The 25,488-nt window shown below is 66.7% G+C and carries 20 protein-coding genes; 12 read left to right on the forward strand and 8 right to left on the reverse strand.

Going from position 1 to position 25,488, the window contains the following annotated elements:
* Nucleotides 1–3: 3 nt before the first annotated feature.
* Nucleotides 4–1,263 (reverse strand): type II secretion system F family protein, encoded by a 1,260-nt coding sequence (locus B9Y64_RS08325; protein ID WP_100440282.1) that lies wholly within the window; start codon nt 1,261–1,263, stop codon nt 4–6.
* A gap of 355 nt (nt 1,264–1,618) precedes the next feature.
* Between B9Y64_RS08325 and B9Y64_RS08330 the strand changes: the two genes are divergently transcribed.
* From B9Y64_RS08330 to pilB, 3 genes are all read left to right on the forward strand, one after another.
* A complete protein-coding gene (locus B9Y64_RS08330) occupies nt 1,619–2,035 on the forward strand; it encodes a pilin (RefSeq protein ID WP_100440283.1) in 417 nt (138 codons plus the stop codon).
* Nucleotides 2,036–2,152: 117 nt separating this feature from the next.
* Complete coding sequence (locus tag B9Y64_RS08335; protein WP_100440284.1) at nt 2,153–2,560, forward strand: pilin; 408 nt, start codon at nt 2,153–2,155, stop codon at nt 2,558–2,560.
* 224 nt (nt 2,561–2,784) lie between these two features.
* Nucleotides 2,785–4,515: a type IV-A pilus assembly ATPase PilB gene (pilB, locus tag B9Y64_RS08340; protein ID WP_100440285.1), complete on the forward strand. Its 1,731-nt coding sequence runs from the start codon at nt 2,785–2,787 to the stop codon at nt 4,513–4,515.
* Nucleotides 4,516–5,043: 528 nt separating this feature from the next.
* Here the strand turns inward: pilB and B9Y64_RS08345 are convergent.
* Together B9Y64_RS08345 and B9Y64_RS08350 are read right to left on the reverse strand one after the other, a co-directional pair.
* A complete protein-coding gene (locus B9Y64_RS08345) occupies nt 5,044–6,417 on the reverse strand; it encodes a sigma-54-dependent transcriptional regulator (RefSeq protein WP_100440286.1) in 1,374 nt (457 codons plus the stop codon).
* Between the two features lie 54 nt (nt 6,418–6,471).
* Nucleotides 6,472–8,085: a sensor histidine kinase gene (locus B9Y64_RS08350; RefSeq protein ID WP_100440287.1), complete on the reverse strand. Its 1,614-nt coding sequence runs from the start codon at nt 8,083–8,085 to the stop codon at nt 6,472–6,474.
* A 405-nt stretch (nt 8,086–8,490) separates the two neighbouring features.
* Here B9Y64_RS08350 and sucC point away from each other — a divergent pair, with 405 nt between their 5' ends.
* The 4 genes from sucC to B9Y64_RS08370 all read left to right on the forward strand — a co-directional run bounded on the left by sucC (nt 8,491) and on the right by B9Y64_RS08370 (nt 13,747).
* Nucleotides 8,491–9,660, forward strand: coding sequence for an ADP-forming succinate--CoA ligase subunit beta (sucC, locus tag B9Y64_RS08355; RefSeq protein WP_004154430.1), 1,170 nt, complete (start codon nt 8,491–8,493; stop codon nt 9,658–9,660).
* A gap of 20 nt (nt 9,661–9,680) precedes the next feature.
* Entirely contained in the window at nt 9,681–10,556 is an 876-nt protein-coding gene (gene sucD / locus B9Y64_RS08360) for a succinate--CoA ligase subunit alpha (protein ID WP_005410793.1), read from the forward strand.
* Nucleotides 10,557–10,739: 183 nt separating this feature from the next.
* Entirely contained in the window at nt 10,740–12,374 is a 1,635-nt protein-coding gene (locus tag B9Y64_RS08365) for an NAD+ synthase (protein WP_100440288.1), read from the forward strand.
* Between the two features lie 239 nt (nt 12,375–12,613).
* Complete coding sequence (locus B9Y64_RS08370) at nt 12,614–13,747, forward strand: hypothetical protein (RefSeq protein ID WP_100440289.1); 1,134 nt, start codon at nt 12,614–12,616, stop codon at nt 13,745–13,747.
* A gap of 67 nt (nt 13,748–13,814) precedes the next feature.
* On the opposite strand, the gene B9Y64_RS08375 is transcribed toward B9Y64_RS08370, so the two are convergent.
* The gene (locus B9Y64_RS08375; RefSeq protein WP_100440290.1) at nt 13,815–14,702 is read right to left on the reverse strand and encodes an outer membrane protein assembly factor BamD; all 888 of its coding nucleotides are present in this window, start codon (nt 14,700–14,702) and stop codon (nt 13,815–13,817) included.
* 113 nt (nt 14,703–14,815) lie between these two features.
* Between B9Y64_RS08375 and rluD the strand changes: the two genes are divergently transcribed.
* From rluD to B9Y64_RS08395, 4 genes are read left to right on the forward strand one after another with little or no spacing between them, the layout of a single operon-like run.
* Nucleotides 14,816–15,805, forward strand: a complete 990-nt coding sequence (rluD, locus tag B9Y64_RS08380) for a 23S rRNA pseudouridine(1911/1915/1917) synthase RluD (RefSeq protein WP_014038257.1) — start codon at nt 14,816–14,818, stop codon at nt 15,803–15,805.
* The gene (gene pgeF / locus B9Y64_RS08385; RefSeq protein WP_100440291.1) at nt 15,805–16,575 is read left to right on the forward strand and encodes a peptidoglycan editing factor PgeF; all 771 of its coding nucleotides are present in this window, start codon (nt 15,805–15,807) and stop codon (nt 16,573–16,575) included. The genes rluD and pgeF overlap by 1 nt, the downstream gene beginning before the upstream one ends.
* A 20-nt stretch (nt 16,576–16,595) precedes the next feature.
* Complete coding sequence (locus tag B9Y64_RS08390) at nt 16,596–17,102, forward strand: DUF4166 domain-containing protein (RefSeq protein ID WP_100440292.1); 507 nt, start codon at nt 16,596–16,598, stop codon at nt 17,100–17,102.
* Nucleotides 17,077–17,514 (forward strand): thiol-disulfide oxidoreductase DCC family protein, encoded by a 438-nt coding sequence (locus tag B9Y64_RS08395; RefSeq protein ID WP_100440293.1) that lies wholly within the window; start codon nt 17,077–17,079, stop codon nt 17,512–17,514. The genes B9Y64_RS08390 and B9Y64_RS08395 overlap by 26 nt, the downstream gene beginning before the upstream one ends.
* Nucleotides 17,515–17,582: 68 nt before the next feature.
* Here B9Y64_RS08395 and otsA read toward each other — a convergent pair whose 3' ends face one another.
* From otsA to B9Y64_RS08415, 4 genes are all read right to left on the reverse strand, one after another.
* Nucleotides 17,583–18,947 carry an alpha,alpha-trehalose-phosphate synthase (UDP-forming) gene (gene otsA / locus B9Y64_RS08400; RefSeq protein WP_100440294.1) on the reverse strand — a complete coding sequence of 455 codons (1,365 nt, stop codon included), beginning with the start codon at nt 18,945–18,947 and terminating at the stop codon, nt 17,583–17,585.
* A complete protein-coding gene (locus B9Y64_RS08405; protein ID WP_100440698.1) occupies nt 18,944–20,725 on the reverse strand; it encodes a glycoside hydrolase family 15 protein in 1,782 nt (593 codons plus the stop codon). Before B9Y64_RS08405 ends, otsA begins: the two co-directional genes overlap by 4 nt.
* 41 nt (nt 20,726–20,766) lie before the next feature.
* Nucleotides 20,767–21,525 (reverse strand): trehalose-phosphatase, encoded by a 759-nt coding sequence (otsB, locus tag B9Y64_RS08410; RefSeq protein WP_100440295.1) that lies wholly within the window; start codon nt 21,523–21,525, stop codon nt 20,767–20,769.
* Nucleotides 21,526–22,329: 804 nt separating this feature from the next.
* Nucleotides 22,330–24,765 (reverse strand): TonB-dependent receptor plug domain-containing protein, encoded by a 2,436-nt coding sequence (locus B9Y64_RS08415; RefSeq protein WP_100440296.1) that lies wholly within the window; start codon nt 24,763–24,765, stop codon nt 22,330–22,332.
* A 214-nt stretch (nt 24,766–24,979) separates the two neighbouring features.
* Here B9Y64_RS08415 and B9Y64_RS08420 point away from each other — a divergent pair, with 214 nt between their 5' ends.
* Nucleotides 24,980–25,462, forward strand: a complete 483-nt coding sequence (locus B9Y64_RS08420; RefSeq protein WP_100440297.1) for a DUF3574 domain-containing protein — start codon at nt 24,980–24,982, stop codon at nt 25,460–25,462.
* Nucleotides 25,463–25,488: the final 26 nt, after the last annotated feature.

Below are 25,488 nucleotides of genomic sequence, written 5' to 3' on the forward strand. Positions count from 1 at the left end.
TGATTATCCGACGACGGAGGCGAGCTTGAAGATCGGCAGGTACATGCCGATGACCATGCCGCCGACGATGGTACCAATGATCACCATGATGATCGGTTCCAGCAGGCTGCTCAGGGCGTCAACGGCATTGTTGACCTCCTGCTCATAATACTCGGCCACCTTGAACAGCATGGCGTCCAGGGCGCCGGCCTCTTCACCGATGCCGGTCATCTGGATGACCATGTGCGGGAACAGGGCGGTCTGCTTCATGGCCATGTTGACCGGGTAACCGACCGAAACGTCATCGCGCATGCGCAATACGGCATGCTCGTAAACCGTATTGCCGGTGGCGCCGGCCACGATGCCCAGGGCCTCCACCAAGGGCACGCCGGCCTTGAAGGTGACGGCGGTGGTACGGGCAAAGCGCGCGATCGAGCTGTTGTGCATGATCTGACCGATGACCGGCAGCTTCAGGACCAGTCGGTCCATGCCGTGCTGCATCTTGGGTGATCGCTTGTATGCGGCGATGAAGCCGACGATCGAACCGATGATGACCAGCAGGATCAGCCACCACCACGAGACCATGAAGCGGGACAGATTGACGATCATCTGGGTGAAGGCGGGCAGGTCCGCGCCGAAGCCCTTGAACACGTCCTCGAACTGCGGCACCACCCAGACCAGCAGGATGCCGCTCACCAGAAGTGCGACCGCCAGCACCATGGCGGGATAGAACATCGCCTTCTTGATCTTGCCCTTCAGGGCTTCGATATTCTCTTTATAGTTGGCGACAGTATCCAGCACTGTCTCCAGCACGCCGGCACCTTCGCCGGCCTTGACCAGATTGCGGTAGAGCTCGTCGAACTGTACCGGGTGCTTGCTGACAGCCTCGTACAGGGATGATCCGCCCTCGATATCGGTGCGCAGGCCATCCACCATCTTCTTCATGCGCGGGTTCTTGTGCCCGCTGGCGATGATTTCCAGCGAACTCACGATAGGCACACCGGACTTCATCATGGTGGCCATCTGCCGGCTGAAGAACGCGATGTCCTTCGGTGAAATCCGGCTGCCGGAGCCGCCGAACAACGGCTTGGGCTTGAGTTTGACCGTGCCTGGCGTAATGCCTTGGCGGCGCAACTCAGCCCGCAGCAGGTTCGCATTCTTCGCGGCCTGCTCCCCTTTCATCTTTACGCCCCGCTTGTCGGTCCCCACCCAGACAAACGGCTGCAGTTCCGTGGTGCTGCGCGCCACGGGCTCCTTCTTCATCGCACTGCGACTGACAGACATATCGGCTCCCCAAGACCCGCCATCCCCAGGCGGGCGTCTAGCCGTCGATGGTAGCGGGTTCATGCCCGTCTGGGCAGTTGCCAGGGGGGCGATGATGCGAATTCGTGCCGGGTGCCGACCAAAGGTGACGCACTGCGTCACATTGCCGCGTCCATCGCAGATTCGCATCCGGGGGGGTTCCCATCCGTGAAATAGCTGCCATCATGGGCGCGGGGAAATCCAGGGGGAGGCGTGCCGGGGTTGGCACGCAACCTGCGTTGATCCACCCGCAGGGGGCAGGACCCGCTCAGCTGGCCGCTGGCCAGACCGATCCTGTGCTCTGAAATCAACCACCACTATCTTGGGGATGTACCAAATGAAGAACCAGAAGGGCTTCACCCTTATCGAACTGATGATCGTCGTTGCGATCATCGCCATCCTGGCCGCCATCGCCCTGCCGATGTACCAGGACTATGTGGCCAAGTCGCAGGTCACTGCTGGCCTGGCTGAAATCACCCCCGGCAAGACCCAGTACGAAGTTGCCTTGAACGAAGGCAAGACCTCTGTCGCCAATATTGCCGAGCTGGGTCTGAAGGACTCCGATCGCTGCACCATCACCCCGATCACCGCTCTGACCGAGACCGGCTCGGTCGAGTGCACCCTGAAGGGCAACACCAAGATCATCGGCAAGAAGATCCGCGTGGAACGCGCTGCCGACGGCACCTGGGCCTGCAAGACCGATATCACCGCAGCGGACAAGAAGTACATCCCGAGCGGCTGCGTCACCGGCTAATGTGAACTGCATTGGTTGATCAGAGGCCCCGCTCGTCGGGGCCTCTTTTTTGGGGCTTGACTGCTTGGGCAGTCAGATTCGCTGAAGCAGGTCTGGAACCATTGGGGAGTGTTCCATATGAGCCGGGAGCGCGGGTTTTCTTTGATTGAGCTGATGATCGTCGTCGCGATCATTGCGATCCTCGCGGCAATTGCATTGCCGATCTATCAGGACTATGTCGCGAGGGCGCAGTTGTCGGCAGCTTTCGCCGACATCCGTCCGGGCAAGACGACAATTGAAACGACAGTGCAGGATAGTCGGGACAGTTCGTTGATCGACGCAACTTATGTGGGTTTGAGGCCTTCTCCGCGTTGTTCGGAAGTCTCGGCAGAGCTGGCGGCCAGTGGCGTGGCCAGCATAGGCTGTACCGTCATTGGTGGCCCGGCTGTCAATGGCAAAGACCTCATCCTCCGCCGCGCAGCCGACGGCACCTGGACCTGCGACGGCAGCGCCTTCGAGGCGCGCTATCGCCCAACCGGCTGTTGATCACACTTCGGCCTGCCAATGGGATGTTGGCGGGCCGTTGACGGGGCTATCATCCCCGGGGGAGTCAGGATCGTGCCTGCCGGGCTGGGAATGCCGGGCAAGGCAGTCATGCTGAAGGATTGGCGTCGTCGTCGGCCATCGGGTCGCGGCAGGTTCTGCTGCCCTGTGCGGCGCCCCTGGAAGGCGCGCCGCACTGCCTGACCCATGATGAGCCAAGGATCCATATGAATGCCGTAACCACCGCCAATCTCGTTGGCATCACCGGCCTGGCCCGTCGCCTGGTCCAGGATGGTGCGCTGGACGAGGCTTCCGCCCGCGACGCGATGGCCAAGGCCGCGGCGGCCCGCCAGCCGCTGCCGACCTGGTTCGCGCAGAACAAGGTGGTCGGGGCGGCCCAGCTGGCGGCCGCCAATGCGGTCGAGTTCGGCATGCCGCTGTTCGACGTGTCCACGTTCGACGCCAGCCAGAACGCGATGAGCCTGGTCAGCGAGGAGCTGCTGCGCAAGCACAACGTGCTGCCGCTGTTCAAGCGCGGCGGCAAGTTGTTCGTGGGCACCAGCAACCCGACCCATTCGCTGGACGAGATCAAGTTCCACACCAATCTGGTGGTGGAGCCGATCCTGGTCGATGAGGACCAGATCCGCCGCACGCTCGAGCAGTGGCATGCCAGCCACGACACGCTGGGCGACGCACTGGGCGGTGACGACGATGGCATGGGCAACCTGGATGTGTCCGGCGGTGACGAGGACATTTCCGGCGGCAGCGACTCCGGCATCGATGCCAAGGGCGACGACACCCCGGTGGTGAAGTTCGTCAACAAGGTGCTGGTGGACGCGATCCGCAAGGGCGCCTCGGACATCCACTTCGAGCCCTATGAAGACGACTATCGTGTGCGCCTGCGCATCGACGGCCTGCTGAAGATGGTGGCGCGCGCGCCGGTGAAGTTGAACCAGCGCATCGCCGCGCGCCTGAAGGTGATGGCACAGCTGGACATCGCCGAGAAGCGCGTGCCGCAGGACGGGCGCATCAAGCTCAACCTGTCCAAGACCAAGCAGATCGACTTCCGCGTGAGCACGCTGCCGACCCTGTTCGGCGAGAAGGTGGTGCTGCGTATCCTGGATGGCAGCGCGGCCAAGCTGGGCATCGACAAGCTGGGTTACGAAACGGACCAGCAGAAGCTGTTCCTGGACGCCATCCACAAGCCGTACGGCATGGTGCTGGTGACCGGCCCGACCGGTTCGGGCAAGACGGTGTCGCTGTACACCGCGCTGGGCATCCTCAACGACGAGACGCGCAACATCTCCACCGCCGAAGACCCGGTGGAAATCCGCCTGCCCGGCGTCAACCAGGTGCAGCAGAACAACAAGCGCGGCATGACCTTCGCCGCGGCGCTGCGCTCGTTCCTGCGACAGGATCCGGACATCATCATGGTCGGCGAAATCCGCGACCTGGAGACGGCCGAGATCGCGATCAAGGCGGCGCAGACCGGCCACATGGTGCTGTCCACGCTGCACACCAACGACGCGCCGCAGACCATCGCGCGCCTGATGAACATGGGCATCGCGCCGTACAACATCACCAGCTCGGTAACCCTGGTGATCGCCCAGCGCCTGGCGCGCCGGCTGTGCAGCAACTGCAAGCGCCCGGCCAACCTGCCCGAGCATGCGCTGCTGGCCGAAGGCTTCACCCAGGCACAGCTGGATGCCGGTATCGAACTGTACGAGGCGGTCGGCTGCGATGAATGCACGGAGGGCTACAAGGGCCGTACCGGCATCTACCAGGTGATGCCGATGACCGACGAGATCGCCACGATCGTGCTGGCCGGCGGCAATGCGTTGCAGATTGCCGAGGCCGCACAGCAGATCGGGGTGAACGATCTGCGCCAGTCGGCGTTGAAGAAGGCGGCTGCGGGTGTCACCAGCCTGGCCGAGATCAACCGCGTTACCAAGGATTGAGGTAACGCGGTTTTCTGTAGAGCCGAGCCCATGCTCGGCTCAATGCGCGAAGAGCAGCCGAGCATGGGCTCGGCTCTACAGTAGATCCACGCCATGCGTGGATGCGTGGTGCATGAGGTTGCCGGCCAGCGGCCGGCACCACCACGTTGGTGGGTAGATCCACGCCATGCGTGGATGCGTGGTGCATGAGGTTGCCGGCCAGCGGCCGGCACCACCACGTTGGTGGGTAGATCCACGCCATGCGTGGATGCGTGGTGCATGAGGTTGCCGGCCAGCGGCCGGCACCACCACGTTGGTGGGTAGATCCACGCCATGCGTGGATGCGTGGTGCATGAGGTTGCCGGCCAGCGGCCGGCACCACCACGTTGGTGGGTAGATCCACGCCATGCGTGGATGCGTGGTGCATGAGGTTGCCGGCCAGCGGCCGGCACCACCACGTTGGTGGGTAGATCCACGCCATGCGTGGAGGGCGGGGCGGCGGAGCGCCGACCAAGGCCGGCACTACCAGAGCGCATCCGCCCCGGCGGCTTACTCCATCCCCAGCTTCTTCAGCTTGTAGCGCAGCGCGCGGAAGGTGATGCCCAGCTGTGCGGCGGTGCGGGTCTTGTTCCAGCGGTTTTCTTCCAGCGCGCGCTGGATGGCGCTGCGCTCGAGTTGCTCGATGTACGAGGGCAGGGCGGCGCTGCCGGGCTGCAGGTCCGCCACGGCTTCGGCGGCGGCACCGCCGCCGGGCGTGCGCGGGGCATGCTGCGGCAGGCGCAGGTCGTCGGCGCCGATGCGGTCTTCTTCGGCCAGTGCCAGCGCGCGTTCCAGGATGTTCTCCAGTTCGCGCACGTTGCCGGGGAAGGCGTACTGGGCCAGTGCGTCCAGTGCCGAGGGCGCCAGCAACGGGGTCGGGCGGCCATGGCTGCGGGCCAGCCGTGCCAGTACCGACGCGGCCAGTTCCGGCAGGTCCTGGCGACGCTCGCGCAGCGGCGGCACCCTCAGTTCGATCACGTTGATGCGGTAGTAGAGGTCGTGGCGGAAGCGCCCGTCCTCGACCAGCTCGGCCAGGTCCTTGTGGGTGGCCGAGAGGATGCGCACGTCCACCGGCTCCTCGTTGGCGGCGCCGACCGCGCGCACCGACTTCTCCTGGATCGCGCGCAGCAGCTTCACCTGCATCTGCAGCGGCAGTTCGGCCACTTCGTCCAGGAACAGGGTGCCGCCATGCGCGGCCTGGAACAGCCCGGGCTTGTCGGCGTGGGCGCCGCTGAAGCTGCCCTTGCGGTGGCCGAAGAATTCGCTCTCCATCAGCTCGCCGGGAATGGCGCCGCAGTTGACCGGCACGAACGGGCCGGCCGCACGGGCGCCCTGCGCATGGATGGTGCGTGCGACCAGCTCCTTGCCCACCCCCGATTCGCCGAGGATGTAGACCGGCGCCTGGCTGCGCGCAACCTTGCCGATGGTGGTACGCAGCACGTCCATCGCCGGCGAATCGCCGAGCAGGCGCGCGCCCTGTTCGGCGCTGGGGCCGGGTGCGGGACGCTCGGTGTTGTTGAGTTCCAGTGCGTGCTTGACCAGGCCGCGCAGCACGGCGATATCCACCGGCTTGCTGACGAAGTCGAAGGCACCGGCCTTCAGCGCTTCCACGGCCAGGTCCATGCTGCCGAAGGCGGTGATCATCGCCACCGGCGTGCGCGGGTAGTGCTGGGCGATCTCGCTGACCAGTTCGATGCCATTGCCGTCCGGCAGGCGCATGTCGGTGATGCACAGGTCGTACGGATTGCTGGCCAGCAGTTCACGCGCTTCGGCAAGGTTGGCTGCAGTACTGATGCGCAGCCCCATGCGGCCGAGCGTCAGTACCAGCAGTTCGCGGATGTCGCGTTCGTCGTCGACGACGAGGGCGCTGCGGGTTTCGTTCATGGGCGGAGAAGATAAACGAGGGGGCTGGAAGCGACAAATGTTTGACGCACGGAATCAGCTCGGCAGCAGTGTATGCGGGCCGGGCAGCACCAGGCGGAAGCAGGAGCCACCGGCCGGCACCGGGATGTAGTCCAGCCGCGCCTGGTTGGCCCGGCACAGCTCGCGGGCGATATACAGGCCCAGCCCGGTGCCATGCTCGGAGGTGGTGAAGAATGGCCGGAACAACTGCGCGGCGACACTCTCGGGAATGCCGGGGCCACGATCCATCACGTCGATCACCGCACTGCGCTCGTGCTGCGCCACGCGCAGCCGCACCCGTGCCGGTTGCTGGCCGATGCGGCCGTACTTGAGCGCGTTGTGCACCAGCACGGTCAGCACCTGGTAGAGGTGCTTGGTGTCGACCTGGGCCAGCACCGAGGTGTCGTTGATGATCGGCTCGATGCTGTCGGTCTCCAGCGTCTGGCCCTGCTTGTACTCCAGCACGAAGCGGCGCACGAAGGCGGCCAGGTCGACGTTCTCGGGCGTGGCGCGCTCGCGCCGGGCCAGGCCCAGCACGCTTTCGACGATGCCGTTGGTGCGCTGGCACTGCTGGCGGATGATCTGCAGCAGGCGGCGGTCGCTTTCGTTGAAGCCGGTACCTTCTTCCAGCAGCTGCACCGCGTAGTTGATCGCGGCCAGCGGATTGCGGATCTCGTGGGCGAGGCTGGCCGAGAAGCGCCCCATCGCCGACAGGGTGAGCGATTCGGCGCGGCGCGAGACCACGCTGGAATCGTCCAGGAACACCAGGGCCAGGTCGCTGCCGGCCAGCAGGCGCGCGAAGCGGGGCTGCACTTCGGGCTGGTCGGGGTTGAGCTGCAGCGGCAGTTCGTCCTGGGCCCAGCCGTTGCGCCAGCGCTGCAGGCGGCGGGCGAGTTCGGGGGCGGCGCTGGCCAGGTCCAGGCGGCCGCTTTCGCCGCTGCCGTCGTTGTCACCGAGCAGCATCGAGGCAGCTTCGTTGGCCAGGGTGACGCGGTTGTCGGCGTCGACCACCAGCACGCCGGTGCGCATGCGGCGGATGATCAGCTCGTTGATCTGGAACAGGTTGGCCACTTCGTCGCCGCGCTGGTTGGCCAGCTGCTGGTTGCGGCGCGCACGGCTGCCGACCTGGTAGCTGATGAAGGCCAGCGCCAGGTAGCTGGTGGCGAACATGGCCAGTTCGGCCAGGGTGCGCGTGGGGTCGCCACCTTCCAGCAGCTTCCAGGTGTATTCGACCCCGGTGGCGAGGCTGGCGGCCAGCGCCAGGCCCAGCCCCAGGCTGAGCGGCAGCAGGGTGGCGGCGGCGGCGATGTTGAACAGCAGCGACATCGAGATGCCGGCGCTGGCACCGGGCAGGGCATGCGACAACAGGGTGGCGGCGACGATGTCCACCAGCACGCCGCTGACCACGATCGGGCGCAGCCAGCGTTCGTTGCGGCCGATCACCAGGGCCAGCAGTGACAGCACCAGGTAGATGGCGGCGACGGTGTCGGCCAGCCGCGGGTGGTGGGCTTCGCCGACCATGGCCGACAGGGGGCTGTAGAGCAGGGCGGCGATGACCGAGGCGATCAGCACCCGGTACAGCGCGAAGAAATACAGCTCGCGCCGCGGAATCGATTCGATGCGGTCGATCAATGAAGCACTGGGTGACACGCCGGAACTCCCCTTCTGGCTGCCTGGGTCTGGAATCTGCGGCGGGCCTGCCTGGCGTCCCCTGAAGCCGGGCGGGTACGTCGCTTCGATGTGGCCCGCGGTGGAAGCCGTCGAACACGCTCGACTCTACACACCTTGGTTGACCAGTATAGGGCCCCCGGCAGGGCGCCGCCGGAGCGGCCCGGATCGCGCATTCGGCCCGGGACGGATACCGGTGGCCAGTGGGCACCCGGGCGCAACTGCCTGAATGGAGGCGGAAATCTGGCCGGGTCTGGCGTTTTGTACAGACTTCTTTGCGCCCCGGCGCTGGCTCGGCCACAATAGTGGGCCCGCCGCGGTCCATGCCGGCGCCCCGCCGGGGCCCTGAGGAATTGCGTGCGGTCGTTCCTATTCCCACGGTGACGCATGAATTTCCACGAATACCAGTCAAAACAACTGCTTGCCGAGTACGGCATCCCGGTCCCGGCCGGCAAGGTCGCTGCGACCCCGGACGAAGCGGTTGCCGCTGCCAACTCCCTGGGCCAGGGCCCCTGGATGGTCAAGGCGCAGATCCACGCTGGCGGCCGCGGCAAGGCTGGCGGCGTCAAGTTCTGCAAGACCACCGACGACGTGAAGGCCGCTGCGGCCAAGATGCTCGGCACCAAGATGGCCACCTACCAGACCGCAGGCGTTGAACTGCCGGTCAACCTGGTGCTGGTGACCACCGCCGGCGAGATCGTCAAGGAACTGTACCTGTCGGTGCTGGTCGACCGTGGCACCAAGACCATCACCTACATCGCCTCTTCGGAAGGCGGCGTGGAAATCGAGCAGGTCGCTGCTGAAACCCCGGAGCTGATCCACTCGCTGAACGTCGACTTCGTCGAAGGCGTGCAGGGTTACCACGGCCGTGATTTCGGCTTCAAGTTGGGCCTGACCGCCAAGCAGGCCGGCCAGTTCGCCAGCATCATGGTGAACCTGTACCGCCTGTTCAACGAAAAGGACCTGGCCCTGGTTGAAATCAACCCGCTGGCCATCCTGGACGACGGCAACCTGTACGCGCTGGACGGCAAGTTCGACAGCGACGACAACGCCGCGTTCCGCCAGAAGGCCCTGGTCGCCATGCGCGACAAGACCCAGGAAGATCCGACCGAAGTGATCGCTTCGGAGCTGGACATCAACTACGTCACCATGGACGGCAACATCGGCTGCATGGTGAACGGCGCCGGCCTGGCCATGGCCACCATGGACGTCATCAAGCTCAACGGCGGCGAGCCGGCGAACTTCCTGGACGTGGGCGGCGGTGCCAACAAGCAGCGCGTCATCGAAGCGTTCAAGCTGATCCTGTCCTCGGACAAGGTTGAAGGCATCTTCGTCAACATCTTCGGCGGCATCGTCCGCTGCGACATGATTGCCGAAGGCATCATCGCCGCCGTGAAGGAAGTGGGCGTCAAGGTTCCGGTCGTGGTGCGCCTGGAAGGCACCAACGTGGAAGAAGGCAAGCAGCTGCTGCGCGACAGCGGCATGGCCATCATCCCGGCTGACAACATCAACGATGGCGCCAAGAAGATCGTTGAAGCTGTCAAGAACGCTGCCTGATTCGACACCAAGGAATTCCCATGTCTGTTTTGATTAACAAGAACACCAAGGTGATCGTGCAGGGCTTCACCGGCCAGCAGGGCACCTTCCACGCCACTCAGATGATCGAGTACGGCACCCAGGTTGTTGGCGGCGTGACCCCGGGCAAGGGTGGCACCACCCACATCGACCTGCCGGTCTTCAACACCGTTGCCGACGCCGTGCAGAGCACCGGCGCCAACGCTTCGGTCATCTACGTGCCGCCGCCGTACGCGGCCGACGCGATCCTGGAAGCCGCTGCTGCCGGCATCAAGGTCATTGTCTGCATCACCGAAGGCATCCCGGTGCTGGACATGCTGCGCGTCAAGAACGTGCTGACCCGTTCGCATCCGGACACCGTGCTGATCGGGCCGAACTGCCCGGGCGTCATCACCCCGGGTGAGTGCAAGATCGGCATCATGCCGGGCCACATCCACCAGCCGGGCAAGATCGGCATCGTGTCGCGTTCGGGCACCCTGACCTATGAAGCGGTCAAGCAGACCACCGAAGTCGGCCTGGGCCAGTCCACCTGCATCGGCATCGGTGGTGACCCGATCAACGGCCTGAACTTCGTCGACTGCCTGAAGCTGTTCAACGAAGATCCGCAGACCGAAGGCATCATCATGGTCGGCGAAATCGGCGGTGACGCTGAGGAAGCCGGCGCCGAGTACATCAAGAACCACGTGAAGAAGCCGGTCGTCGGCTTCATCGCCGGTGCGTCGGCTCCGGCCGGCAAGCGCATGGGCCACGCGGGCGCGATCGCCTCGGGCGGCAAGGGCACCGCGGAAGGCAAGTTCGCCGCGATGGAAGCCGCTGGCGTCGTCACCGTCCGTTCGCCGGGCGACCTGGGCGCTGCCATCGCCAAGCTGGTGAAATAAGATGGTTGCCGGCCTCCGGCCGGCGCGATCTGTAGAGCCGGCCGCTGGCCGGCTGCTTGAAACAGAAAGGCCGCCTTCGGGCGGCCTTTCTGCGTCTGGAATGGGGTCAGTTCCCTTTGCGTGGCAAAAGGGATCTGACCCCGGCGTTACAATGGATGCATTGCAACCACAGGCTGGATTCCCATGGCTTCGATCCGCATCGCGATGGCGCAGTTCGACTTCCCGGTCGGCGATGTCGCCGGCAACACCGAGCGCATCATCGAGATGATCGGCCAGGCGCGCGACGAGTACGGCGCCGAGCTGGTGATGTTCCCCGAGCTGGCGGTGAGCGGCTACCCGCCGGAGGACCTGCTGCTGCGCCCGGGCTTCCTGTACGAGTGCGAGCAGGCAATGGGCCGCATCGCCGCCGCCTGCCGTGGCATCACTGCCGTGGTCGGTTGGCCGCAGGCAGCCGGCGCGGTGGTCTACAACGCCGCCAGCGTGCTGCGTGACGGCCTGGTCGAGCAGACCTACCGCAAGCGCGAGCTGCCCAATTACGCGGTGTTTGACGAGCGCCGCTACTTCGATGTTGATCCCGATGGCGGCAGCTGCGTGTTCGAGGTCAATGGCATTCCGGTCGGCCTGCTGATCTGCGAGGACCTGTGGTTCGCCGAGCCGCTGGCCGACACCATGCGCGCCGGTGCGCAGCTGGTGGTGGTGCCGAATGCTTCGCCCTACGAGCGCGGCAAGCATGCCCAGCGTGACGCCGTGCTTGCCGCACGTACCCGCGAGAGCGGGGCGGCGATTGCCTACCTCAACGTGGTGGGCGGCCAGGACGCGCTGGTGTTCGATGGCGCGTCGGTGGTGGCCGACGGTGACGGCACGGTGCACCCGGCCGCCGCCGCCTTTGTCGACCAGTGGCTGGTGGTGGAGTACGACGGCGGCAGCCGCCGCTTCATGCCGCACGTGTGGATGGACGACGGCGACGAGAGCATGGATGCGCTGGCCTGGCGTGCGGTGACCCGTGGCATCCAGGACTATTGCCGCAAGAACGGCTTCAGGAAGGTGTGGCTGGGCCTGTCCGGCGGCATCGACTCGGCGATCGTGCTGGCCATGGCGGTGGACGCGATGGGGGCGGAGAACGTGACCGCAGTGCGCTTGCCCTCGCGCTACACCGCGGGCCTGTCCAACGATCTGGCGGCCGAGCAGTGCCAGGCGCTGGGCGTGAAGCTGGAGGCGGTGTCGATCGAGCCGGCGTTCAAGGGCCTGATGGAAGCCTTGGCGCCGATGTTCGAAGGCACCACGCCGGACGTGACCGAAGAGAACCTGCAGTCGCGCAGCCGTGGCGTGATCCTGATGGCACTGGCCAACAAGTTCGGCGGCCTGCTGCTGACCACCGGCAACAAGAGCGAGTACGCGGTCGGCTACGCCACGATCTACGGCGACATGTGCGGTGGCTATGCGCCGCTGAAGGACCTGTACAAGACCGAAGTGTTCGGGCTGTCGAAGTGGCGCAACACCGTGGGCGGTGCACCGGTGATCCCGCCGGCGGTGATCAGCCGCCCGCCGTCGGCCGAGCTGCGCGAGAACCAGCTGGACCAGGACTCGCTGCCGGCCTATGACGTGCTGGATGGCATCCTGTACCGCTACATCGACCAGGAGCAGTCGCGCGGGGAAATTGTCGCCGCTGGCTATGACGCGACCGTAGTCGACCGCGTGCTGCGCCTGGTGCGCATCAGCGAGTGGAAGCGGCACCAGGCCGCGCCGGGGCCGAAGGTGTCGCGTCGCGCCTTCGGGCGCGAGCGTCGCTATCCGATCAGCAACGGTTACAAGGGCTGAGCGCGGTGTGCCTGGGCGGGTCGCGCCGCAGGCACGCGCTGCATGAGGGTTTATTGAAAGCCGCCGCCACGATGAGGCACTAGCCTGCGGGGTGCTCATGAGGCTGAAGGACGGGACCGCCGCGGGCGGCCCCCGCCAGTGCCCATGAGCGAGCCCGCAGGCTGTTGGAGGCAAGGCACGCCGCTGCCCGTTCGACCGCCAGCCTTGGGCTGACCTGTCATTGCAGCAACGGAGTACCTATGTCCATCTTCAAGAACACCGCAGCCGCAGGCGTCGCGCCTGGGCTGCGCGACATGCCGGCGGCGCCGGCCAGACGCGGACGCCTGGCGGCCGCCCTCGGATCCATCCGCAACGGTGCCAACACCCTGCTGCATGGGCGGCAGGGGAAGCAGGCAAGCCCGGTGGGCGTGCCGGTGCCACGGTCGCGGTCCGAAGCCAACAGCGGCTTTGCATCGATGCCCCCGGCCGCCCCACAGCGCGCCTCGATCGCCACCCTGCTGTCGGCCAAAGTGGCGGTGAAGGGCCATATCGGCCTGCCGGGCCTGGCCCGCAGGATGGACGATGCCCTGCTGCTGGCATGGGGCAACGGTGCCTCCGATGGCGCATGCATCGATACACTGACGCGCATTGGCGCTTCGGCCCAGGCCAGCCCGGCGTTCCATCAGACCCTGCAGGACATCCCGCGTGAGGCGGCCGGGGCCGATCATCTTCCCGATGGCCATGCGAAGCTTCTGGCCGAGTGCCTGGCCGACTCGCTGCTGCTGGTGGCCGATGAGCAGCTGTCGTCCGTGGCGCGCCTGATCAGCGACTCGATCCTGCGGCATTTCGACGACTGTCGCGATCAGCAGAAGGTGCTGGACAAGCTTGCCGTGAAGATCAGCAGCAACGCGGCGTTATGGACGCACATCACGCCACAGGCCGAGCGGTTCTGCAGGATGCCGACGCCGGGAATGCTGCGTGCCCTGGTCAGATGCCAGGGCCCGCGTCACGTGGCAGCCAGAATCCTGTTGCTGGATGCCTACCAGGCGGTGATCGACGGCTTGCTCGGGGGCGCGGTGCGTGCCTTCCATGTCAATTGGGACGACGACCGCTACCCGACCGGCGATTCGCTGGGCCAGGACATCGCCCTGGTCCAGGCCGCGGCCATCACCCATGCCGAGGGGCGTTCTCCTGAGGCCCTGCTGGTGCGGCCCGGGCGCGGCCGGAGCCAGTCAATGATGGAGTACATGCGTGGATCGGAGCTGGCGCAGGCCGGTATTGAACGGGCCCTGGACCAGACCTCGCTGATGCTGTCCCTGCGCAGGTCGCACACGGACACGGCGCCACGGTCCGTGATCGGCCACCACGCACCGCGTGCGGGGTCGAACCTCTGATCGCGCCGGCCGCCGGCCGGGATACCACGTAAAAGAAAGGCCCCTCGCGGGGCCTTTCTGCTGTCTCTTACTTCTTTTCCAGTCGCGCGTTGCGCTGGCCGGTGCTGGCGGACTTCTCGCCGGCGAACGGGTTCAGCTTGCGGATCATCCACGGGTACTTCGGCCACTTGCCTTCCAGCCACGGGTGGTCCGGCTGGTTCAGCTGCAGGACGCGACGGGCGTCGTCGGCCAGGGTCTTGTTGCCCAGGTGGGTGTAGGAATCGGCCAGCACAGCCACGGCGTCGTACTGGAAGGCGCTCTGCGGGTAGGTTTCCAGCAGGTAGTTGGCGCGGCCCACGGCCGAGACCCAGGCGCCGCGGCGCATGTAGTACAGGGCGTTGTCCAGCTCGTGCTGGGCGAACACATCACGCAGCTCCAGCATGCGCTGGCGCGCATCGGCGGCGTAACGGCTGTTCGGGTAACGATCAACCACGATGTTGAAGTCCGAGTACGCCTGGTGCGGCGTGGACAGGTCGCGGCGGCTGGCATCCAGCGACCATACGCGGCGCAGGAAAACCGTACTGCGGTTGGAGTTGGACAGGCCGCGCAGGTAATACAGGTAGGCGATGTTGCGGTGCGTCGGGTAGGTACGGATGAAGCGGTCGATGCTGGACACCGCATCATCGTGCTTGCCGGCCTTGTACTGGGCGTAGGCGGTTTCGATCATCGCCTGCTCGGTGTACGGGCCGTAGGGGTACTGGGCCACCAGGCGGCGGAAGCTGGCTTCGGCGCCGCTCCAGTTGCCGCCCTGCATCAGCTTGTGGCTTTTCTCGTACAGCTGTTCGACCGGCGTCCCTTCATCGGGGCGATCACCCTTCTTGGCGCCGCGATGGCAGCCGGTTGCGGCGATGACCAGCACCAGCAGCAGGGCGGTGAGGCGGACGGGCGCGGAGAGCATGGCGGAGCGTCGGATCATGGGGTCGAGGCGGGACGCGGCTGGAATACGAAGGGTCGATGATAGCCTAGTGTCCTGTCCAGCGACTGAAACCGGCCGCCGGGACCCCAAAATTTCAAAGAATGCCCCCTGCCATGTCTGAACAACCCTCTGAATCGGCCCGCCAGGCCATCGTCCCCGACACCGCTGCCGGCCGCCGTTTCGACGCCGTCGTGGCCGAACTGTTCCCCGAATACTCGCGTTCGCGCCTGACCGAGTGGATCAAGTCCGGTGATGTCCTGCTGGACGGCGCCCAGGTGCGTCCGCGCGATCCGCTGCGCGGCGGCGAGGTCGTGACCCTCCATGTGGTGCTGGAAACCCAGACCGACGCCCAGCCGGAGGACATCCCGCTGGACGTGCTGTTCGAGGATGAGCATGTGCTGGTGATCAACAAGCCGGTCGGCCTGGTGGTCCACCCTGGCGCCGGCAACCACAGCGGCACCCTGGTCAACGCCCTGCTGTTCCGCGACCCGTCGGTGGCGGTGCTGCCGCGCGCGGGCATCGTGCACCGCCTGGACAAGGACACCAGCGGCGTGATGGTGGTGGCCAAGACCCTGGAAGCGCAGACCGCGCTGGTCGAGCAGCTGGCGGCACGTGACGTGCACCGCCAGTACCTGGCCATCGTGATGGGCGCGCTGGTGGCGGGTGGTACCGCCGATGCCCCGATCGACCGCCATCCGCGCGACCGCCTGAAGATGGCGGTGCGCGAAGACGGCAAGGAAGCGGTGACCCACTACCGCCTGCGCGAGCGCTTCCGTGCGCACACTGCGCTGGAGTGCCGCCTGGAAACCGGCCGTACCCACCAGATCCGCGTGCACATGGCGCATGTGCGCCATCCGATCATCGGTGACCCGCTGTACGGCGGCGCGCTGAAGCTGCCCAAGGGCGCCAGCGACGAGCTGGTGGCTGCACTGCGTGGCTTCAAGCGGCAGGCCCTGCACGCCGAAACCCTGGAGTTCATGCACCCGATCACCGGTGAGCCGGTGCGCAATACCGCGCCGGTGCCTGAGGACATGCTGCACCTGATGAAGGTGCTGCGCGAAGACAGCGAAGCCTTCGCCGCGCGCGAGCGGGACCGCTGGTGATGGCTGCCGCGCTGCCATTGCTGCAGGCGGACTGGCCGGCGCCCCCGGGCGTCCATGCGCTGACCACGCGCCGGCAGGGCGCGGGCATCTCGCCGGCGCCGTTCGCGCAGTTCAACCTGGGCAACCGGCACGCGGCAGATGGAGATACCCCGGCCAACGTGGAGCACAACCGCCAACTGCTGCAGCAGGGGCTGGCGCTGCCCTCGGCACCGCACTGGCTGCGCCAGGTGCACAGCAGTACCGTGCTGCGCTTCACTGCGCCGCCGGTGCCCGGCGCCAGCGAACCGGTGGCCGATGCCGCGGTGACCTCGGTGCCCGGTGTGGTACTGGCGATCCTGACCGCCGACTGCCTGCCGGTGGTGTTTGCCGCAGCCGATGGCAGCGAGGTGGGTGCGGCCCATGCCGGTTGGCGCGGCCTGGCCGACGGCATGCTGGAAGCCACGGTGGCCGCCCTGCAGACGCCGCCGGCGCAGCTGCGGGCCTGGCTGGGCCCGGCCGCCGGGCCGGCCGACTATGAGATTGGCGAGGAGGTCTACCACGCCTTCGTCGGCCACGATCCGGCCGCGGGGGCAGCGTTCGTGGCCACCCGTCCCGGGCACTGGAAGGTGGACCTGTTCGCACTGGCGCGGCAGCGGTTGCAGGCGGCGGGGATGGACCCGGCGCAGGTGTATGGCGGCACGGTGTCGACCATGGCCGACCCTGACCTGTATTCGCACCGGCGCGACCGGCGCACCGGACGCATGGCGACCCTGGCCTGGATCGCGCCCTGACCCCGCCGCTGTTCGCGCGCGTGCTGGGGCCGGCGTTCGCCACCCTGGCAGGGCCGGTGCAGGCGCTGCATGCCGCGGCGCTGCCCTGCCGCTACGTGGGGCAGGCGCGGATCGTGCGGGGGCGGCACTGGCTGGTGCCGTTGCTGGCCGCGCTGGCGCGGTTGCCGAAGGACGGCGACGCGCTGCCCACCGAAGTGGCGTTCAGCCAGTACCGGCAGGGCGAGCAGTGGGCGCGGCGGTTTGGCCGCTGGCCGATGGTGTCGCGGCTGTGGGCGCACGAAGGGCATCTGCGCGAGCAACTGGGCGCGGTGCGCTTCGAGTTCGGGTTGCAGGCCCGCGAGGGGGGTATCGACTGGTCGGTGCGGCGGGTCTGGGCGTTCGGCTTGCTGCCGCTGCCGACGCGCTGGTTTGGCGGTGTGCGTTGCCGCGAAGCCTGGCAGGGCGAGCGTTACACTTTCCTGGTCGACGTGACACTGCCCTGGGCCGGAGCCCTGATCCGCTATGAAGGCTGGCTCGAACCGCAGTGAGACCGCCGCCGAAGCTGGCAGCGCGGTGATCGTGTTCGATGGCGTGTGCGCCCTGTGCAATCGCTGGGTGCGCTTCCTGCTGCGTTTCGATCGCAAGGGGCGCTACCGCTTTGCAGCGATGCAGGGCGAGCGGGGCAGTGCGCTGCTGCGCGCGCACGGGTTGGATCCGCAGGACCCTGCATCCTTCCTGCTGCTGGACACGCAGGGAGCCTGGACCGATACCGATGCGATCCTGCGCGTACTTGCGGGGCTGGGTGGCGCCTGGCGCCTGAGCGGACTGCTGTGGCTGGTGCCGCGTCGCTGGCGCGATGCTGCGTACCGCGCACTGGCACGCAACCGCTACCGCTGGTTCGGGCGGCATGACGCCTGCCATCTGCCCGCACCCGAGCAGGCCGCGCGGTTCCTGGATTGAAAAAAGGGGACGGAGGGGATTAAGTCGTTTATGCATATGCGACTTAATCCCCTCCGTCCCCTTTTTCGTCAGCCTTCCAGTGCGTCCAGGTAGCTGCGGCGCCAGTGGTTGATGTCGTAGGTGCGCAGGTGTTCCATCATCGCGTGCCAGCGTTCCTTGCGCCTGTGCAGCGACATCGTCGCTGCGGTGGCGATGGCGTCGGCCACGCCGTCCAGGTCATGCGGGTTCACCAGCAGCGCCTGCTTCAGTTCGTCGGCGGCGCCGGCCAGCAGTGACAGCACCAGCACGCCGGGATCCTCCGGGTCCTGCGAGGCCACGTATTCCTTGGCCACCAGGTTCATGCCATCGCGCAGCGGCGTGACCAGGCCGACCGCCGCAGCCCGGTAGAAACCGGTAAGCGTGGCATGGGTGAAGTTCTGGTTGACGTAGCGCAGCGGTGTCCAGTCCGGCTCGGCGTGGCCGCCGTTGATGTGGCCGGCGATCTGCTCCAGCTGGCTGCGCAGCTGCCGGTACTCGGTGACATCGCCGCGCGAGACCGGCGCGATCTGCAGGTAGGTCAGCGAGCCGCGCTGATCCGGGTGGCGCTGCAGGTAACGCTCGAAGCCGAGGAAGCGCTCGGGCAGGCCCTTGGAATAGTCCAGGCGGTCGACGCCGATCGCCAGCTGGCGGTCGCGCAGGCTGTTGCGCAGGTTCTTCACTGCGGCCTTGGTCGCCGCGGTGCCGGCCTGGCGTGCGATCAGATCGGTGTCGATGCCGATCGGGAAGGCCGCCGCGCGGAAACGACGCCCACCCGGAGCTTCCAGCTCGCCGTTGTCGAGCACGCGGCCACCGCCGAACAGGCGCAGGTAGGTCTGGAAGCGATCGGTGTCGCGCTGGGTCTGGAAGCCGACCAGGTCGTAGGCGTACAGCGCGGAGAACAGCCGCAGATGGTCGGGCATCGCCTGCAGCAGGTCGGCCGACGGCATCGGGATATGCAGGAAGAAGCCGATGCGGCAGCCGATGCCACGCTCGCGCAGCAAGGCACCGAGCGGAATCAGGTGGTAGTCGTGGATCCAGACGATGTCATCCTCGCGCAGCAGCGGCGCGAGCTTGTCGGCAAACAGTGCGTTGACCTTGTGGTAGGTCTCGCGCGTGCCGCGGTCGTAGTCGACCAGGTCCAGGCGGAAGTGCAGCAGCGGCCACAGGGTGCGATTGGCGAAGCCGTTGTAGTAGCCATCGACCTCGCGCTTGCTCAGGTCGAGGGTGACGAACTCGATGTCGCCGTCCTTCTGCCTGTGCAGCGTGCCGCTGCCGTCGCGCACGCTTTTGCCGCTCCAGCCGAACCACATGCCGCCGCGTTCCTTCAGCGCGGCCAGCAGGCCGACGGCCAGGCCACCGGCACGGTTCTCGCCCGGCACGGCCACGCGGTTTGAAACCACTACCAGACGACTCACGATGCCTCCTGCCAGGACCGCGACAGGCGCATGGCGGCGGTGATCAGGCCGACGTGCGAATAGGTCTGCGGGAAATTGCCCCAGGCCTCCCCGCTGTCGAAGGCTAGATCCTCCGACAGCAGGCCCAGGTGGTTGCGTTGCTTCAACAGCAGTTCGAACATCCCGCGTGCCTCGTCCAGGCGCCCGATGGCGGCCAGCGCGTCGATGTACCAGAAGGTGCAGATGGTGAAGCTGGTTTCCGGTTCGCCGAAATCATCCGGCGCCACGTAGCGGTACAGCGAATTGCCATGCTTGAGATCGCGGCCGATGGCTTCGACGGTGGCGATGAAGCGTGCGTCCATCGCGTCGATGAAGCCGATGTCGGCCAGCAGCAGGAGCGAGGCATCCAGGCGATGGCCGCCGAAGGTATCGGTGAAGTGGCCCAGTTCCTCATTCCAGGATTCGGCCATGATGCGCGCGTGGATGGTGTCGGCGCGCTCGCGCCAATAGCGTGCGCGGTCGTCACGTTTCAGGCGCACGGCGATCTTGCACAGGCGGTCGCAGGCCGCCCAGCACATCGCGCTGGTGTAGGTGTGCACTTCGGTGCGGCCACGGAACTCCCACAGGCCGGCATCGGGAACGTCGTGCAGGGCGAAGGCCTGCTCGCCGAGGGGTTCGAGGCGGGCGAACGTGTGCGCGTCACCCGGGTCCTGCAACCGCCGGTCGAAGAACAACTGCGTGGACGCCAGCACCACGCTGCCGTAGACATCATGCTGGCGCTGCACCCAGGCCAGATTGCCGCGCCGCACCGGCCCCATGCCGCGATAGCCGGACAGGCTGGGCACTTCGTCTTCGTCCAGCTTGGCTTCGAAGCCGATGCCATACAGCGGCTGCAGCGTACCGTCGGTGGTGGCCAGGTTGAAGATGTAGCCGAGGAACTGCTCCATCGTGCGCGTCGCGCCGAGGCGGTTCAGCGCACGCACCACGAACGCCGCATCACGCAGCCAACAGTAGCGGTAGTCCCAGTTGCGCACGCTGCCGGGGGCTTCCGGGATGGAGGTGGTCATCGCCGCGATGATCGCGCCGCTGTCCTCGTACTGGCACAGCTTCAGGGTGATCGCACTGCGGATCACCGCATCCTGCCATTCCAGGGGAATGGACAGGTAGCGCACCCATTCGCGCCAATAGTCGCGGGTACGCTGGAAAGCCTCCTGCACATAGCCGCTGATCGAGCGGTTGAGCGACTCGTCCACGCCCAGGATCAGGTGGATGGGATGGTTGAGTACGAACGGCAGGCCGTCGCGCACGAAGCGTACGGGCACGTCGGTGGTCAGCCGCAGCACATGCTCGGGCAGGACCCAGCGCACATGGTTGCTGCCCCAGGTGGACTCCGGCACGCGCGCGCCCCAGTCCGCCAGCGGGCGTGCACGCACGGTGATGCGCGGGCTGCCAGCCAGCGGACGCACCTGGCGGATCAGGCTGACCGGGCGGTAGAAGCGGTCGTTCTGCCGCCAGCGCGGGGCGAAGTCGAGGACTTCCAGTTCGCCGCCGTGCGCGTCGCGCAGCACGGTGCGAAGGATTGCCGTGTTGGTGAGGTATTCCTGCTCGCTGCTGGCGAAGTCTTCCAGCTCGATGGCGAAGTCGCCACCGGTCTGCTGGTTGGGGCCGAGCAGGGCACAGAAGGTGGGGTCGCCGTCGAAGGTGGGCAGGCAGCTCCAGACAACGCGGGCATGTTTGTCGACCAGGGCGCCGAAGCTGCCGTTGCCGACCACGCCCAGATCAAGATCGGGTTGGGTCATCACGCGGTACATCTCGGTTGCGGCCGTGGGGGTTGGCCGGGTCAATAGGCATTCTCACGCAGCCAGGCGTGCACGCTGCGTATGTCGGGCAGCGCGAACACGGCCGCGCTGGGTTCACGTTCACCCACCAGCACGCTCCAGCCATGCTGGACGTTGGCGGCGTCGAAGCCGAATTCATCGGTGAGGTCATCGCCGATGAATACCGGCAGGCGCCCGCGGAAGGGCAGGTACTGCATCATCCGGCGCACCGCGCGTCCTTTGTCGGTGCCCACCGGGACGAACTCGACCACGTGGTCGCCCGGTTGCAGGCGGTAGCTGGCACGCCCGCGCACGTGGCGGTCGGCAAAGGCGCGCACATCGCTGCCAGCGTGCGGCGCACCGCGCCAATGCAGGGCCAGGCCGACGCCCTTGTCTTCCACCAGCACGCCGGGATGGCCGTGGGCGAAGCGCATCGCCTGCTGGTGCAGCGCATGCAGCCATTCCGCAGTGTCGTCGTCGTGCTCGTCGCGCAGCACGCGTCCATCGTGGCCGCGCAGTTCATGGCCATGCAGGCCAGCGGCGGGCAGTTGCAGGGGCGCGAACAACTGGTCCAGCTGTTCAAGCGGTCGACCGCTGACCAGTGCTACGGCACCTTCCAGGCGGTCGCTGATGCGGCCGATGGCTTCGCGCACATCCGGCAGCAGTTGCACGGCATCCGGGCGTGCAGCGAATTCGATCAGAGTGCCGTCGACATCGAGGAACAACGCACAGGCGTCATCCAGCAGTGGCGGCGGCGGACGCAGGGGGAGCGGTTCAGCCATGACGCCCAGCTTGCCAGCGTGGGCGTGTACGTAGGGTCGAGGGCAGGCTACCGCCTTGCTTCGGTGGGTGCAGACGGTTGGTCGGCACGACAGGTCAGTCTGCATCGAGCTCAGGCAGTGCGGACCAACGGTCCGCACCCACCCGAGGCAGGTTCGCACCCATCCTCAGGCAGTGCGGACCAATGGTCCGCACTGCCTTGCTTCGGTGGGTGCAGACGGTTGGTCGGCACGACAGGTCAGTCTGCATCGAGCTCAGGCAGTGCGGACCAACGGTCCGCACCCACCCGAGGCAGGTTCGCACCCATCCTCAGGCAGTGCGGACCAATGGTCCGCACTGCCTTGCTTCGGTGGGTGCAGACGGTTGGTCGGCACGACAGGTCAGTCTGCATCGAGCTCAGGCAGTGCGGACCAACGGTCCGCACCCACCCGAGGCAGGTTCGCACCCATCCTCAGGCAGTGCGGACCAATGGTCCGCACGGCCTTGCTTCGGTGGGTGCCGACCGTTGGTCGGCACGACAGGTCAGTCTGCATCGAGCTCAGGCAGTGCGGACCAACGGTCCGCACCCACCCGAGGCAGGTTCGTACCCATCCTCAGGCAGTGTGGACCAATGGTCCGCATGGCCTTGCTTCGGTGGGTGCCGACCGTTGGTCGGCACGACAGGTCAGGCTGCATCGAGCTCAGGCAGTGCGGACCAACGGTCCGCACCCACCCGAGGCAGGTTCGCACCCGGACCCTGAAGTTGCCGGCCGCTGGCCGGCACTACCGTGCCGTGCGGACCAGCGGTCCGCACCTACCCGGAGCAATCAGAACGTATAGCGGACGCGGCCGTAGTAATACGCGCCGTTGCTGCCGATCGGCGACAGCACGTCGTACGGCAGGTTGCCGAAGTAGTAGATGTCGTTGTTGGATCGATCCGGGTAGTTGTCGGTCAGGTTCTGCCCGCCGATGGCTACGCTCCACTGCGGGGTGATGCGGTACTCGACTTCCGCATCCAGCTGCCATTCGGCCTGGTAGGTCTGGCGCGGGATATAGCCATCACCGAAGTTGAACACGCGGGTGGCGCTGCCATAGCGGTTCACGCGGGTGCTCAGCGACCAGTGATCGTTGCTCCAGGCCGCCGAGAAACTGCCACGCGTGCGCGGCGTGGCATCGGTAAGCGTGTTGGTCTCTTCGATGCCGAACAGCACGTAGTCCGGATTCAATGCTCGCAGCTGCGCCGGCGTGGCCAGTACGTTCTTCAGCGTGGTCTTGGTGTAGGCGTAGGTGCCGGTCAGCAGCAGCTGGCCATCGCCCAGCGATTGGCGCCAGTTGCTTACCAGCTCGGCGCCGCGGGTGCGGGTATCGGCCGCGTTGACGAAGAAGCTGGCGCTCTGCAGGCCGCTGACGCCGTAGTTGGCGGCCACGTAATCGGTGAGCGCATCACCGGTGATGCTCTCCGACAGCGCGATGCGGTCGTCGATGTCGATCTGGAAGAAGTCCAGCGACAGGTCGAAGTGTTCGCCGATGCGGCTGGTGAAGCCCAGCGACGTATTGATCGACTTCTCCGGCTTCAGGTCACGCGCGCCCAGGCCACGCGCGATCGGGTTGTTGACCGACAGCAGGCGGCCCTGCACCAGCTGGCCGCCGGCGTTGTAGCCGGTGGAAGTGGACTCGTAGCCGATCTGCGCCAGCGACGGCGCACGGAAGTTGTTGGAGATGGCGCCGCGCAACGCGAACGCCGGGGTGAATTCATAGCGCAGGCCGAGCTTGCCGGTCAGTTCGCCGCCGAAGTCGTCGTTGTGCTCGTAGCGCGCGGCCAGGTCACTGGAGAAGTGCTCGCCGAACTGGCTGGACAGGCTGGCATAGGCGCTGGCCACATCGCGCGACAGGGTGGCTGCGTCCTGCGGGGTCAGGCCGCCACCGGCCTGCGAACCGGTCGGGCGGTCGGTGTACGGGCCGGCCGCATAGCTGGCCGGGTCGCCGGGGCGGGTCTGGTAGCGCTCATGGCGCGCTTCCACGCCCAGGCCCAGGGTGTGGCTGATGCTGTCGCTCTGGGTGAACACGCGGCTCAGATCGAGGTTGCCCACGGTCTGGGCGTACTCGTAGTCGGCGGTCTTGAAGCGGGTCGGGCTGGTCGGGCCCAGCGACGCGTTGAGCGAATCGCGCAGGCGGTAGGTGAAGTCGTTCTGGCCGTAATCCAGGCTGCCGTCGTAGCTCCATTCGCCCCACTGCCCGCGCACGCCGGCCACGGCCTGCACATCGCGGTTCTCGCCTTCGGAGATCGGCCGGTAGCCGTTCGGATAGACCTGCTTCCAGTTGGCATCGCCGTCGGGGTAGCGGAAGTAGTTCGCGCCTTCGGTGTCACGCTGGTTGAAGGTGCCGAACGCGTAGAACGTCGAGGTCTGGCCCACCGGGATCTCGGTGTTCAGCCACAGGTTGATGTCCTTGCTCTTGCCATCGCCCAGCACGTAATTGCGCTTGCCCTGCAGCGCCAGGTTGTCCGGGGTCTGGTCCCACGGCGGGATCTGGTCGAAGCCGGCGCGGTTGGTGCCGTTGCGGTGCTTGTACTCCAGGCCGACGCGCAGGAAGCCGCCGTCTTCGCCCAGCGAGGTGCCGACCTTGGCGCTGATGTTGCCGGTCTGGCCATCGGTGAGCGTGCGCCCGATCGGCTTGAGGTCGGTGTGGTTGGCGCCGTAGCTGGCCTCGATCTCGCCGCCGTCGCCGCCGTTGTCGAGGATCACGTTGATCACGCCGGCCACGGCGTCCGACCCGTACAGCGCCCCGGCGCCGTCGCGCAGCACTTCGATGCGCTTGATCGCGCTGACCGGGATCGAATTGAAGTCGACCGGGGTGGTGCCCTTGCCGATCTTGCTGTCGGTGTTGACCAGCGCGGTGTGGTGGCGGCGCTTGCCATTGACCAGCACCAGCACCTGGTCCGGCGACAGGCCGCGCAACTGTGCGGCGCGGACGTGGTCGGCGCCGCCGGAGTTGGACTGGCGCGGGAAGTTGAACGACGGCAGCAGCGCCTGCAGCGCGCTGCCCAGTTCACCGTTGACCACGCCGGCCTTGCGGATGTCCTCGGCGGTGAGCACATCCACCGGCGAGGTGGATTCGAGCACGGTGCGGTCGGCGGCACGGGTGCCGGTGACGATCACCGTGTCCAGGTTGGTGGCGTCCTGGGCCAGGGCCGGGGCGGCGGTGGAGGAAAGCGCGAGGGCGATGGCGAGGCCGAGTGGCGACGCAGGCAGGCGGACGGACATGGGGGCTCCAGCAACAACGACGACGGGGAAGGGGGAGATGGTTTCACTTACATCCATCCGGATGAAGCGATATATTATCTTCGCGTGATGACCGGTGCCGATGCAAGCCCCTGCCGGTCCGGCATGAGCTGATGCCCTGTCGGCATCAGCACGCCGGGCCGGTGGCGCTGTACGCTGCCGGCTCGCCTTGTCCCCCTTCCCCGGAGCTGTACCGATGAAACACCTTGGCCTCGTCTTCGCCGTGCTGCTGGCCACCAGTGGCTGCGCCAGCCTGTCCTCGCAGGCGCCCAGCGCCTATGCCACGGCCACCACCGCTGAAATGAAGGGCGATGCCGCACGCCCGTCCGATGGCCATGGCTGGGTGCGCAGCGAGCTGTATTTCGGGGTGGGCGAGGAGCAGGGCGCGGGCAACCGTCCGCAGGCCGACACCATCAGCGAGGCGCAGTGGCGCACCTTCCTGGACAAGGAAGTGACCCCGCGCTTCCCGGATGGCCTGACCGTGTTCGATGCCTACGGCCAGTGGCTGTTCCGCGGCGATGCCGCACCCAACCGCCTGCGCACCAAGGTGCTGGTGGTGCTGCATGAGGACACACCGCAGCGTCGCGCCGATATCGAAGCGATCCGCCTGGCGTGGAAGCAGCAGACCAAGCATCAATCGGTGCTGTGGTCGCGGCAGCCGGTCGAGGTATCGTTCTGAGTTGAAGGTGCCACCGCGGCGCCGCA

The sequence above is a fragment of the Stenotrophomonas maltophilia genome (assembly GCF_002799245.1).
GTDB classification, from domain to species: domain Bacteria; phylum Pseudomonadota; class Gammaproteobacteria; order Xanthomonadales; family Xanthomonadaceae; genus Stenotrophomonas; species Stenotrophomonas maltophilia_S.

Excerpts from the sequence above, each read along its gene's own strand:
- otsB (WP_100440295.1), bottom strand. The coding sequence starts at position 21,525 with ATGGCTGAACCGCTCCCCCTGCGTCCGCCGCCGCCACTGCTGGATGAC.
- B9Y64_RS08395 (WP_100440293.1), top strand. The coding sequence starts at position 17,077 with ATGAAGGCTGGCTCGAACCGCAGTGAGACCGCCGCCGAAGCTGGCAGC.
- B9Y64_RS08420 (WP_100440297.1), top strand. The coding sequence starts at position 24,980 with ATGAAACACCTTGGCCTCGTCTTCGCCGTGCTGCTGGCCACCAGTGGC.
- rluD (WP_014038257.1), top strand. The coding sequence starts at position 14,816 with ATGTCTGAACAACCCTCTGAATCGGCCCGCCAGGCCATCGTCCCCGAC.
- sucC (WP_004154430.1), top strand. The coding sequence starts at position 8,491 with ATGAATTTCCACGAATACCAGTCAAAACAACTGCTTGCCGAGTACGGC.
- B9Y64_RS08365 (WP_100440288.1), top strand. The coding sequence starts at position 10,740 with ATGGCTTCGATCCGCATCGCGATGGCGCAGTTCGACTTCCCGGTCGGC.
- B9Y64_RS08345 (WP_100440286.1), bottom strand. The coding sequence starts at position 6,417 with ATGAACGAAACCCGCAGCGCCCTCGTCGTCGACGACGAACGCGACATC.
- sucD (WP_005410793.1), top strand. The coding sequence starts at position 9,681 with ATGTCTGTTTTGATTAACAAGAACACCAAGGTGATCGTGCAGGGCTTC.
- pilB (WP_100440285.1), top strand. The coding sequence starts at position 2,785 with ATGAATGCCGTAACCACCGCCAATCTCGTTGGCATCACCGGCCTGGCC.
- B9Y64_RS08325 (WP_100440282.1), bottom strand. The coding sequence starts at position 1,263 with ATGTCTGTCAGTCGCAGTGCGATGAAGAAGGAGCCCGTGGCGCGCAGC.
- B9Y64_RS08375 (WP_100440290.1), bottom strand. The coding sequence starts at position 14,702 with ATGATCCGACGCTCCGCCATGCTCTCCGCGCCCGTCCGCCTCACCGCC.
- B9Y64_RS08405 (WP_100440698.1), bottom strand. The coding sequence starts at position 20,725 with ATGACCCAACCCGATCTTGATCTGGGCGTGGTCGGCAACGGCAGCTTC.
- B9Y64_RS08335 (WP_100440284.1), top strand. The coding sequence starts at position 2,153 with ATGAGCCGGGAGCGCGGGTTTTCTTTGATTGAGCTGATGATCGTCGTC.
- pgeF (WP_100440291.1), top strand. The coding sequence starts at position 15,805 with ATGGCTGCCGCGCTGCCATTGCTGCAGGCGGACTGGCCGGCGCCCCCG.
- B9Y64_RS08415 (WP_100440296.1), bottom strand. The coding sequence starts at position 24,765 with ATGTCCGTCCGCCTGCCTGCGTCGCCACTCGGCCTCGCCATCGCCCTC.
- B9Y64_RS08330 (WP_100440283.1), top strand. The coding sequence starts at position 1,619 with ATGAAGAACCAGAAGGGCTTCACCCTTATCGAACTGATGATCGTCGTT.
- B9Y64_RS08370 (WP_100440289.1), top strand. The coding sequence starts at position 12,614 with ATGTCCATCTTCAAGAACACCGCAGCCGCAGGCGTCGCGCCTGGGCTG.